Origin of the sequence: Streptomyces antimicrobicus, assembly GCF_020532625.1 — a bacterium.
GTDB classification, from domain to species: domain Bacteria; phylum Actinomycetota; class Actinomycetes; order Streptomycetales; family Streptomycetaceae; genus Streptomyces; species Streptomyces antimicrobicus.
Genome location: NZ_JAJAUY010000173.1, coordinates 1 through 11175, shown reverse-complemented (window position 1 = coordinate 11175; position 11175 = coordinate 1). Strand labels below are relative to the sequence as shown.

The following is an 11175-nucleotide window of genomic DNA, read 5'->3' as shown; positions in this document are numbered from 1 at the left end:
GAGGAGTCCCTCGCGCTGTGGGAGCGCGGCGCCGGACCACCACACGCCGATCGCGAAGACCGCCGCCGCCTCCAGCAGCGGCGCGCGGGACAGGTCCCCGCAGGGCAGCGGCGTGCAGCCCATGGAGGTGACCAGCCGCGCCACCAGCGCGGCGGCGCTCTCGTCGCCGGCGCAGAACGGCACGGCGAGCGGGGCGCCCTCGAAGACCGGGGCCTTGAGGGTCCAGATGCTCTCGTGGCAGATCCCGAACACCTTGGCCACCCGGGCCCCGGGCGCGGCCGCCGCGATCCGGGCCGCGACCGAGTCCGCGCCGCCGGAGGTGGTCAGGGCCGGCCCGGCGGGGCCCGGCGCCATGGGGACCGTACAGTCCAGCACCGTACGCCCGGCCAGCTCGGGTGCCAGCTGCCCGGCCAGCTCCGGCGCGGCGTGCGCCGGTACGGCGAGCAGCACCGCCTCGCCGTACCGCGCGGCCTCGGCCGCACTGCCGGCGGCCCGGGCCCCGGTCCGGGCGGCGACGGACGCCGCGGCCGCGGCGTCCCGGCCGCCGACCGCCACCGAGTGCCCGGCCCTGACGAAGGCCCCGCCGAGGGTGGTCGCCATCCGACCCGTTCCGATCATGCCGATGCGCATGCGCTGCTCCTGCCGTGTGCAGTGCGACCGGTCCGTCCGGTCCCTTGCGGACGCTAGGCGCGCCGATGCGCACCGCGCGGTGTGCATCGGCCGGGGCAGGATGGCGTACGTGGAAGAAGCGGAGAGCGCGGCGGCGCTGGGCGGGGACGTGTTCGCGGCGGACTGCCGCGCCAGGGTCGCCTTCGAGGTACTGGCGGGGCGCTGGGACAGCGTGGTCGTGTACTGCCTCGGCGAGAACGGCCCGATGCGCCCGCGCGCGCTGCTCGACCGGATCGGCGGCATCAGTCCCAAGTCGCTCAACGAGGCGCTGCGCCGACTGGAGTACAACGGCCTGGTGGTACGCCGCCGCTACGCCGAGGCGCCGCCCCGGGTGGACTACGCCCTCACCGAGGCGGGCGCGGACCTGCTGCCGGCCGTCCGGGCGCTGGGCGCCTGGGCCGGCCGGCACGCGGACGCCGTGCTGGCGGCGCAGGAACGCTTCACGAGCGCGGGCGGCGACCCCGCCGGAGCGGACCCCGCCTGAGCGGAGAGCGCCGGAGCGGACCCCGCCCGAGCGGAGAGTGCCGGGCCGCGGCCGCGCGGGGGATCAGGCCTTGCGGGTGTCCCGGGGGTTCTTCTCCAGGCCCGGGCGCAGCCGGTCCAGCAGGGCGTACAGAGTCGCGCTCTCCTCGGGGTCGAGCGCGTCCAGGGCGCCGTGCGTGGCCTGCATCTCCTCACGCACCTGGCGGATGATCTCGCGGCCCTCGTCCGTGGCGACGACGTTCTTGACGCGGCGGTCGGCGGGGTCGGGCTCGCGGCGGACCAGGCCCCGGGCCTCCAGGCGGTCCACGATCCCCGTGACGTTGGACGCGTCGCACACCAGCAGGGTCGCGAGCCCCCGCATCGGCAGCGGGCCGTTCAGCTGCGCGAGGACCTTGGCCTGGGTGGAGGTCAGCCCGCGCTCGGCAGCGGCGGCGGCGAAATCGCGCCACTGGGCCGTGCCGATCTTGGCGAGCAGCTCCAGCAGCTCCAGCTTGGTGGGGGTCCGAGGGACGGTCGTGCTCATGCCTCGACCCTACCGACTTTACTTGACATTATCAATTGTTTACTTGACCACCTCAAGCATCTCTCCCTACCGTCTACGGAAGTACTTGATGTCATCAAACATCTGCCATGTGAAGCACTGAGCACGAAGGCCCTCCCCCTCATGACCACCGCCCCCGCCACCCCGACCCCGGCCGCCGAGGCCGGCACGCCCAGGAACGAGACGGTCGTCGTCCTCGCCCTGAGCCTCGCCGCCATGGTCGTCTCGATGATGCAGACCCTGCCGGTCCCGATCCTGGGTCTCATCCGCGCCGACCTCGGCGCCTCGACCGCCGAGGTGAGCTGGGTGACCACCGCCACCCTGCTCTCGGCCGCCGTCTTCACCCCGCTGCTCGGCCGCTTCGGCGACCAGCACGGCAAGAAGCCCACGCTGGTGGCCGTCCTCGGCGTGATGGTGGCGGGCTCCGTGCTCTCGGCCCTGGCGAGCTCGCTCCCCCTGCTCATCCTCGGCCGCGTCCTGCAGGGCGCCGCCACCGCGATCTTCCCGCTCGCCCTGTCCGTCCTGCGCGAAGAGGTCCGCCCGCAGAAGCTGCCCGGCGCGATGGCCCTGGTCAGCGGCACCCTCGCGTTCGGCAGCGGGCTCGCGCTCGTGGCCACCGGCCTGCTCACCTCCGGCTCCGACGCCGACTACCGCGACGCCTTCTGGATGGCGACCGGCTTCGCCGCGCTGGCCCTGCTCGCCGTGGCCCTCCTGGTGCCCGCGACCCGGCACAGGACCGGCGGCCGCACCGACTTCCTCGGGGCGCTCACCCTCGGCACCACCCTGCTGCTGCTCCTGCTGCCCGTCTCCCAGGGCCACGAGTGGGGCTGGACCTCCGCCCGTACCCTCGGCAGCTTCGCGGGCGCCGCCGTGATGACGGTCGTCTGGGTCCTCACCGAGCTCAAGGTCGCCGAACCGCTCGTCGACATGCGGATGTTCGTCCACCGCCCGGTGCTCATGGCCAACCTCGCCGGCGTGCTCGTCGGGTTCGGGATGTTCGCCAACTTCCTGGGCGTCTCGTACCTCGTCCAGATGCCCGAGGCCCTGACCGGCTACGGCTTCGGCGCGTCCGTCCTGCGCGCGTCCGTGGAGTTCCTGCTGCCCGGCGCGATCGTCTCGCTGCTCGCCTCGCCCGTCGGCGGCCAGCTCGTCCGGCACCGCGGCCCGCGCCTGGCGCTGGTCCTCGCCGCCGCGCTCGGCGCCGCCGGCTTCGGCTGGCTCGCCCTCGACCACGGTCACACCGTCTCGGTGATCGGGGCCGGGGTGGTCGTCGGCGCGGCCGTCAGCTTCGGCTACGCCGCCATGCCGGCCGTGATCATGGCCAGCGTCCCGCCCCACCAGAGCGGTATCGCCAACGGCATCAACTCGATCTCGCGCTCCACCGGCAGCGCGATCGGCAGCGCCGTCGTCACCACGATCCTGGCGTCGAAGACCGTCGAGCACCTGCCGGCGGGCGTCCCGGCGCTGCCGGCCGAGTCCGGCTTCACCCTGACCTTCTGGATCGGCGCGGTGGCCTTCGCGCTCGTCGCGCTCATCGCCCGGCTGGGCCTGCTCCCGCAGCAGCGGACGGTGGCGGTGACGGCGGCGGACGCGAAGGAGGCGCCCGCTTCGCCCGCTTCGAGCGCCCCACCCGCCTCGCCCGCTTCGCCTCCTTCGACCGCTTCGACGACCCCCGGGCCGACCACCAGGGCAAAGGCCGCCCCGACCGCAGCCGGGTGACGCGGGGCGCGTGGTGCGGAACCCGGTTCACCGTACGTGTCCGTAACCACGCGCCCGTGCAGCGGCCCCGGCACACGTTGCCGCGCTGTCATTCGGTGTTCGCTCAGCAGAGGCTCAGATCCGGATAACGATCGCATCACCCCGCAAGGGTCTTTCGGCCCGGTCACCGGCGAATGACCGATATGCCGTGATCTGCGCCACGGTTTACGCGGCGTTCACGTGGTACACCTTCACGACCGCCTGCCGGACACCACCCATGTCCGCCAGGGGCGCTGGAGCCGGCCGACCGCCGGCAGCAACTCCATCAGCATCCGGGGGATCGGAACCCGATCCGCGGCCGAGGACGGCGCGGGTCGGCATGGAGCGGAAAGGCGCACCACACACATGACCTCTACGCAGGTCGCACAGCACCACGGCGACAACGAAGCGGCCAAGGGCGGCACGCCCGAGGAGGGCTACGAGCGCGGGCTCGGCAGCCGCCAGGTCCAGATGATCGCCATCGGCGGCGCCATCGGCGTCGGCCTCTTCCTGGGCGCGGGCGCGAACATCGCGAAGGCCGGGCCCAGCCTCATCCTCATGTACGCCCTCGCCGGCGTGATCGTCTTCTTCATCATGCGAGCGCTCGGCGAGCTGCTCCTGTACCGCCCGGTCTCGGGTTCGTTCGCGGAGTACGCCCGGGAGTTCCTGGGCCCGTTCTTCGGCTTCGTCACCGGCTGGACGTACTGGCTCATGTGGGTGGTCACCGGCATGGCCGAGCTGACCGCCGCCGCCATCTACGTGCACTTCTGGTTCCCGGACATCCCGCAGTGGGTGACGGCCCTGGTGTTCCTGGTGCTCCTCTACGTCGCCAACCTGATCTCCGTGAAGATCTTCGGCGAGATCGAGTTCTGGTTCTCGATGGTCAAGGTCACCGCCCTGATCGGCATGATCGTGATCGGTATCGGCGTCGTCACCTTCGGCTTCAGCCAGGCCGGTGACACCGCCGCCGTCTCCAACCTCTGGGCCTTCGACGGCATCTTCCCCAAGGGCGTCGGCTCCAGCCTGATGACCCTGCAGGGCGTCATGTTCGCCTACCTCGCCGTCGAGCTCGTCGGTGTGACCGCGGGCGAGTCCGAGAACCCGGAGAAGACCCTCCCCAAGGCGATCAACACCCTGCCGTGGCGCATCATCGTCTTCTACGTCGGTGCCCTCAGCGTGATCCTCATGGTCGTCAAGTGGACCGAGTTCCAGCCGGGCGTCAGCCCGTTCGTGGCGGCCTTCGCCAAGATCGGCATCCCGGCGGGTGCGGCCATCGTCAACTTCGTGGTCCTCACCGCGGCCCTGTCGTCCTGCAACTCCGGCATGTACTCCACCGGCCGCATGCTGCGTGACCTGGCCGCCAACTCCGAGGCGCCCAAGGTGCTCGGCAAGCTGAGCGCCACCAAGACCCCGGCCCTCGGCATCACCCTCTCCGTCGCCCTGATGGGCATCGGCGTGGTGCTGAACTACGTGGTCCCGGAGAAGGCCTTCGGCTACGTCACCTCGGTGGCGACGGCGGCCGGCATCTGGACCTGGCTGATGATCCTGGTCAGCCACATCCGCTACCGCCGTGCGGTGGACGCGGGCCGGCTGCCCGCCTCCTCCTTCCCCGCCCCCGGCGGCACGGTGTGCAGCTGGATCGCCGTGGCCTTCCTGCTGCTGGTCACCGCGATGATCGCCATCGACCCCGACAGCCGCATCTCCCTCTACGTGGGTGCCGGCTGGGCCGTCTGCCTGGCGATCGGCTGGGCGCTGCTCAAGGCCCGCAACCCGCAGATCGCGGCGCGCGCCGCGGCGGGTCCGGCGGCGTCCGCGGACGAGGTGGAGCCCGCGGGCCGGTCCTGAACCGTCCCGCCCGCCCGACGGCATGACCGAGGGGGCGTACCGGCCGACGAGGCGGGTGCGCCCCCTCGGCGTCGTCGGGCCCCGGGGCCCCGGGGCGTCGGGCCGTCGGGCCGTCGGGCCGTCGGGCCGTCGGGCCGTCGGCAGGCAACCCCGCGGCCGGGCCCCGCGTCCTCCTGGTCAGAACGCGCCGCCCGGCGCGACGCGTGCACCCTTCGGAACAGGACACCGTGATGAGCGACAAGGCCCGCACCCTCTTCGACGCACTCGACCTCGACCAGGACGGCACCCTGACCCGTGCCGAGGTCATCGAGGCCCTGCGCGCCAAGGGCCCGACCCTGGCCGCGCGGGGCGTGATCCCCGCCTGGGGCCTCGGCGACGCGGACGACTCCTCCGCCCTCTTCGACGCGGCCGACGCCAACGGCGACCGCGTCCTGACCTTCGAGGAGTTCGCCGCCGTGGTGGACCGCCGCTTCGGCTGGTGACCCGGCGCCCGGTGACCCGGGCCCGGCGAGCCTGCGCCCGGTGACCCCGGGCCGCTCCCCCACAGCCCCGCCCGCGCCCGCCCGCACGGGCGGCGGCCTCCCGTCGTCCTGGCCACCGCGACTCGGATAGGGTGCGGTGCGCATCGCACGGCAGGACTGGGGAGCAGCAAGGTGATGAACGGTCAGCAGCCGGACGCCGTCAGGGACTCGGGCGGCGGCACGGGCGGCCCGGGGGCCAAGGGTGACGTGAACGGCGGCGGCAGGCCCGCCCACTTCGAACCGCTCGGCCCCGACGACCCGACCACCGTGGCCGGTTACCGCCTCTCCGCTCGGCTCGGCGCGGGCGGCATGGGCAAGGTCTACCTCTCGCACACCCCCGGCGGGCGGCCCGTCGCCATCAAGGTGATCCGGCCGGAGTTCGCCGAGGACGCGGAGTTCCGGCGCCGGTTCGCCCAGGAGATCCGCTCGGCGCAGCGGGTCCAGGGCCTGTTCACCGCGCCCGTCATCGACGCCGACACCGACGGCGCGCATCCGTGGCTGGCGACCGCCTACGTGCCCGGGCCCTCGCTCGCGGCGGCCGTCTCGGCGCACGGGGCCCTGCCGGTGGAGACCGTGCTGCTGCTGGTGGCGGGCATCGCCGAGGCCCTCCAGGTGATCCACGGCGCGGGCATCGTGCACCGGGACCTGAAGCCGTCGAACGTCCTCCTGGCCGCCGACGGCCCGCGCGTCATCGACTTCGGCATCGCGCACGCCGCCGACGCGACCTCCCTGACCGGCAGCGGGGTCACCGTCGGCACCCCGGCGTTCATGGCACCGGAGCAGGCCGCGGGCCGGGGCGTCGGACCCGCCACCGACATCTTCGCCCTCGGGCAGGTCGCCGCCTACGCCGCCACGGGCGCGCCCGCCTTCGGCGAAGGGGCCTCGCACGGGGTGCTCTACCGCATCGTGCACGAGGAGCCCGACCTGTCCGGCGTACCGCCGCGGCTGTCCGAGCTCGTCACCCGCTGCCTGGCCAAGGACCCGGCGGCCCGGCCGTCGATCGCCGAGGTCATCGCGCTGTGCCAGTCGGCGAACGACGCCACCTCGCTGCGCCGGGCCGAGGACTGGCTGCCGGAGGCGGTCACCGCCGAGATCGCCGCCCGCTCGGCGGCCCCCGCCCCGACCCCGACCCCGACCCCGCCGACCACCCCGGCGGGCCCGGCCGCGCCGGCGTACGCCCCGACGGCACCGGCGACCCCGGCCTACCCCCCGACGGCGCCCGCGGCTCCCCAGGCCGCACCCGCGGCGCCGCAGCCCCCGACCCCGCCGCCGGCCCAGGCCCCGACCCAGGCGCACGCTCCGGCTCCGGCGCCGGCTCCGACACCGGTGCCGCAGGCGCCCCAGCCGTACCAGCAGCCGCCGGCCGGCCCGTACGCCCCGGTGCCGCACGCGTCCGTCCCGCAGCACCCGACGTACGGCTACCCGCACCCGCAGACCCCCTTCCCGGGCCAGCCGCCCGTCCCGGTCCGGCCGCGCAGGTCCCGCGGACCGGCCCTGGTGGCGGTGGCGGTCGTGGCCGCGGCCGTGGTCGGCGCGGCGGTGTACGGCGTGGTCAAGGACAAGGGCAAGGACTCCGCGTCCGGCACCGGCGGGGGCAGCTCCGCCGCCTCCTCGTCGGCCGGCACCGGCGGGAACGGCAAGGGGAGCAACGGCAGTTCGGACTCCGGCTCCAAGCCCGCCTCCGGCGCGCCGCGCCCCGACCCGGCGCCCGCCGACTACAAGAACATCAACCTCACCGCCGGCTACCACCTCACCCTCGGCGAGGACCCGCTGCGCCCGCAGAAGGGCGAGGACGGCAACTACGAGCTGTCGTACGACACCGGCGGCTACCTCGACGCCGAGAGCCAGGGCAGCACCATGGCCGTCCTCGACCCCGGCCAGGAGGGTTCGCTGGCCACCTGCCGGGCCGAGACCCGCTTCACGGACGACGCCTATCTCAACAAGCTGGCCATCGGCCGCCAGTTGTGCGTCACCACCGGCAACGGCCACATCGCGCTGGTCACGCTCCGGGGCATCTCCTCGGGCGACTCCCCCAGCAAGTACATCACCCTGGACGTCACGGTCTGGCGCAACGCCGCCCCCAGCTTCAGCACCCGCTGACCCCAGGAGCTCGGCAGACCTGGCCTCCCGCCCTCCCGCCGTCCGGGGCGTCGACTTCCTGGACAGGTGTCCATGTATGCTGGACACCTGTCCAGGAAGTTCCTGGGGTGCGCCCGGATGTCCGACGCGCTCGACCGATCCGAAGGGCGGATACGCCGATGGAGACGACCGCGACCGTACTGGTGGGCCTGGTGGCCGCACTGCACGCGTACATCCTGGTCCTGGAGATGTTCCTGTGGGAGCGGGCGCCCGGCCGCAAGCTCTCCGGCTTCGACGCGGGCCTGGCCAGGGCCACCGCCCCGCTCGCCGCGAACCAGGGACTGTACAACGGCTTCCTGGCGGCCGGCCTGGTCTGGGGCCTGTGCGCCGGGGACCCGACCGGGTTCCAGGTCCGAGTCTTCTTCCTCGCCTGCGTGGTGGTCGCCGGGCTCTACGGCGGGTTCACCGCCAACCGGCGCATCCTGATCGCCCAGGCCCTCCCCGGCGCCCTGGCGCTCGGCGCGGTCCTCCTGGCGGGGTGACGGCCGTGCCGGAGGATCCCAGGGCCGAGCGGACCCGGGCCAGGCTGCGGCAGGCGCTGCTGGAGGAGTGCGCGAACGGCCCGCTGGACAAGGTCAGCGTCGCCGCCCTGGTGCGGCGGGCGGGGATCGGCCGGGCCACGTTCTACGTGCACTACGCCGACCTCGAGGCGCTGGCCGTCGACGCCTGCGCCGAGATCGTCCGCGAGGCCGTCGACGCGCTGCACGCCTGGCGGGGCACCCCCGACCCGGCGAGTCCGCCGCCCGCCCTCACCGACTTCTTCGCACGGCTCCCCCCGCACGCCGGGCTCTACCGCGAGCTGCTGCGCCCCGGGGGCGCGGGCCCGCTCGGCCAGGTCCTGCACCGGGACCTCGGCGCCCGCAGCCGGACCGAGCGCGCCCTGGCGGGCGCGCCGGAGCCGGAGCTGGTCGCCTCGGCCGTGGCCGCCACCTTCGCCGGGGTGCTCGCCGACTGGCTGCACGGCCTGATCGAGGCGACCCCCGCCGAGATCGCCGGGCGGGTCTGGCGCCTGCTGATCAGCCTCCACCGCACGCCGCTGCCCTGAGCGGGCGCGGCCCCTGCTCCCGCCCCGGGTCCGGGGATGGAGCAGGGGCCGTGGGGCCGGAGCGGGTCAGACGCGGTCGGCGGCGATCAGGAGGTACTGGAAGGAGCCGTCCTTGTAGGAGTTGATGAACGCCTCCTCGATGCCGGTGACCAGCGAGGACGTGGCCCGCAGCTCCCAGTACGGCAGGGTCGCCGCGGTCAGGTCCACGACGGCCTGCGGGACCAGGCGGTTGTCGGCCATGGCGCGCATGTACTCCCGGCGGGAGTGGATGTTGCACTCGAAGTGCGCGTTGATCTGCGAGACCCACTTGGAGGGCTGCCCGTACCGGGGGTTCCAGCAGCCGGTGATGGTCACGTAGCGGCCGCCGACCGCAAGGATGCGGGCGTGCTCGGCCATGAGGTCGTGCAGGTCGACGTACATGCTCGACTCGTTGTTCCACGAGGCCGCGGCCCGGCCGGTCTCGAAGGGCATGTCGAGCATGTTGCAGACCCGGGAGTGCACCCACTCCTCGATGCCCAGCTCCCGGGCCCGGTTGTTGCCGAAATCGGCCTGCTTGGCCGACAGGGTGACGCCCTCGACCTTGCAACCGAAGCGCTGGTGGGCCATCACCATCGAGCCGCCGCGGCCGCAGCCGGCGTCCACGAGCGTGTCCTCGCGTCCGATCGCACCGAGGTGGTCCAGCAGGACGTCGGTCTGGGCCGACTCCAGCCGGTGCAGCTCGGCCACCAGCCGCTTCTCGTACTCGGCGTCCGAGGGGTCGCCCAGGGCCGAGGAGTCGACCTCGCCGATGCCGTAGTGGTGGTGGTAAAGGCCGTCGACGTCGCCCAGGCGCAGGTTCACGGGCCTGGCCTCCTCGTTCCAGTAGCGGGCGATGTCCCCCTGGTACGGCGTCGCCGGGGCGGGGATGAACGGGGTGGTGCTGACGGTGCTGGTCATAGGAAAGAAATCCCCTCGGTCTACCAAAAGTCGGGCAGGGTGTAGCGGTAGGTGTTGGTCGCGTGCCAGTAGTGGTTGCCGTCGACCCAGGCGGCGACGCCCTTCAGGAAGCGCGCCACGCGCGGGTCGGGGCAGGCGGCGGCCAGCTCGGCGGCTGCGGCTTCGAACGCGTGCATGAGGTCGTTGTGGACCTCGACCGCCTTCAGGTAGGCCTCCTTGTCGGAGAGGCCTTCCCGTTCGGCGATCACCACGGGCAGGTTGAGGTGCTTGCCGGGGGCCTTGAGCTCCTTCACGTACGAGTAGAGGTCGTTGGAGATCGTGGTGGCGTTGCCGGCGAGCGCGATGACGCGCTGCATGGCGGGCAGGGCGTGCAGATCGGCCGGGAGTTCGTAGCCGCCGACGGTGTCGGTGATGGTGGGGCACGGGCGGAAGTTGTTGAACTGCCGCATGGCCAGGTACTCCCACACCTCCGGGACGTAGTCCGTCTGCTCCCAGGCGGCCTCGGCGAGGTAGCCCATGTGCAGCCGGGCCATGTCGTGCCGGTACCGGTCGGCCTGGGAGGCACTGGCCGCGCGGACGAAGTGGTCCATGGCGGAGCGGTAGCAGCGCCGGGCCGCGTCGGAGGTCAAGGACTCCTCCCAGGCCGACTGGTACTCCTTCGTGGTGTGCACCGGGTCGAGGGCGGTGTGCCCCAGCAGAAGCCTTCCGCCGACGCCGGCGGAGGTGGCTCCGTCCTCGCAGTAGGCGTCGTCGACGACGTTCTCGGCGACCATCAGCCGGGCGGCGAGCATCACGTGGTCGACGGTGGGGGCGTCCGGGTGGCAGGCGACCATGTAGCGGCTCACGGAGAAGCCGTCGAACTGGTCCTCCCACTCCGGGGGGTACGCCTGCACCTCGTCCACGGCCCAGCGCTTGATCCGGCGGCTGACCTCCGCCACGCGGGCGGGGTCGGGCTCCGGCACCGGGTGGTGGTAGAGGCCCGGGATCGGATTGCTCTCGGCCGGGGCCGGCGGCTCCGGCCGGTCGGGCAGATCCGGGAGGTCCGGCAGGTCGGGCAGCCCCGGCAGCTGGGGCAGTTCGGTGCGGGGGACCAGGCGCAGGCTCGCCGTGCCCAGGCCACTGGGCCCGCGCAGCAGCCGCTCCAGCGCGGAGAGCTGCGGCGGGGCGGCGGCCTGCGGCGGGGCAGCCTGCGGCGACTGGGCGGCCTGCGGTGCGGGCGGGAGGCCGGGCGCGGCCCCGGCCTCGGGTACGGCCGCGGG

Annotated in this window: 11 protein-coding genes; 7 read left to right on the top strand and 4 right to left on the bottom strand. The window is 73.6% G+C overall.

Going from position 1 to position 11175, the window contains the following annotated elements; translation table 11 throughout:
• Positions 1-717: NADPH-dependent F420 reductase (locus tag LG632_RS27415; RefSeq protein ID WP_264202331.1), on the bottom strand; the 717-nt coding region annotated here is incomplete at its 3' end.
• A 13-nt stretch (positions 718-730) separates the two neighbouring features.
• On the opposite strand from LG632_RS27415, the gene LG632_RS27410 reads away from it, so the two are divergent.
• The gene (locus tag LG632_RS27410) at positions 731-1153 is read left to right on the top strand and encodes a winged helix-turn-helix transcriptional regulator (protein WP_374203600.1); all 423 of its coding nucleotides are present in this window, start codon (positions 731-733) and stop codon (positions 1151-1153) included.
• Positions 1154-1216: 63 nt separating this feature from the next.
• On the opposite strand, the gene LG632_RS27405 is transcribed toward LG632_RS27410, so the two are convergent.
• Positions 1217-1675: a MarR family winged helix-turn-helix transcriptional regulator gene (locus LG632_RS27405; RefSeq protein WP_226730243.1), complete on the bottom strand. Its 459-nt coding sequence runs from the start codon at positions 1673-1675 to the stop codon at positions 1217-1219.
• Between the two features lie 141 nt (positions 1676-1816).
• On the opposite strand from LG632_RS27405, the gene LG632_RS27400 reads away from it, so the two are divergent.
• The 6 genes from LG632_RS27400 to LG632_RS27375 all read left to right on the top strand — a co-directional run bounded on the left by LG632_RS27400 (position 1817) and on the right by LG632_RS27375 (position 8980).
• Positions 1817-3412 carry an MFS transporter gene (locus LG632_RS27400; protein ID WP_226730242.1) on the top strand — a complete coding sequence of 532 codons (1596 nt, stop codon included), beginning with the start codon at positions 1817-1819 and terminating at the stop codon, positions 3410-3412.
• A gap of 384 nt (positions 3413-3796) precedes the next feature.
• A complete protein-coding gene (locus LG632_RS27395) occupies positions 3797-5275 on the top strand; it encodes an amino acid permease (RefSeq protein WP_226730241.1) in 1479 nt (492 codons plus the stop codon).
• Between the two features lie 230 nt (positions 5276-5505).
• Positions 5506-5757, top strand: a complete 252-nt coding sequence (locus LG632_RS27390; RefSeq protein WP_226730240.1) for an EF-hand domain-containing protein — start codon at positions 5506-5508, stop codon at positions 5755-5757.
• Between the two features lie 174 nt (positions 5758-5931).
• Positions 5932-7896, top strand: a complete 1965-nt coding sequence (locus LG632_RS27385) for a serine/threonine-protein kinase (RefSeq protein ID WP_226730239.1) — start codon at positions 5932-5934, stop codon at positions 7894-7896.
• Positions 7897-8054: 158 nt separating this feature from the next.
• Positions 8055-8417, top strand: a complete 363-nt coding sequence (locus LG632_RS27380; protein WP_226730238.1) for a DUF1304 domain-containing protein — start codon at positions 8055-8057, stop codon at positions 8415-8417.
• Positions 8414-8980, top strand: coding sequence for a TetR/AcrR family transcriptional regulator (locus LG632_RS27375; protein ID WP_226730237.1), 567 nt, complete (start codon positions 8414-8416; stop codon positions 8978-8980). Before LG632_RS27380 ends, LG632_RS27375 begins: the two co-directional genes overlap by 4 nt.
• Positions 8981-9046: 66 nt before the next feature.
• On the opposite strand, the gene LG632_RS27370 is transcribed toward LG632_RS27375, so the two are convergent.
• The gene (locus LG632_RS27370) at positions 9047-9916 is read right to left on the bottom strand and encodes a geranyl diphosphate 2-C-methyltransferase (RefSeq protein ID WP_226730236.1); all 870 of its coding nucleotides are present in this window, start codon (positions 9914-9916) and stop codon (positions 9047-9049) included.
• 20 nt (positions 9917-9936) lie between these two features.
• Positions 9937-11175 (bottom strand): family 2 encapsulin nanocompartment cargo protein terpene cyclase (locus tag LG632_RS27365; protein WP_226730235.1); only part of this gene is annotated, 1239 nt, incomplete at its 5' end.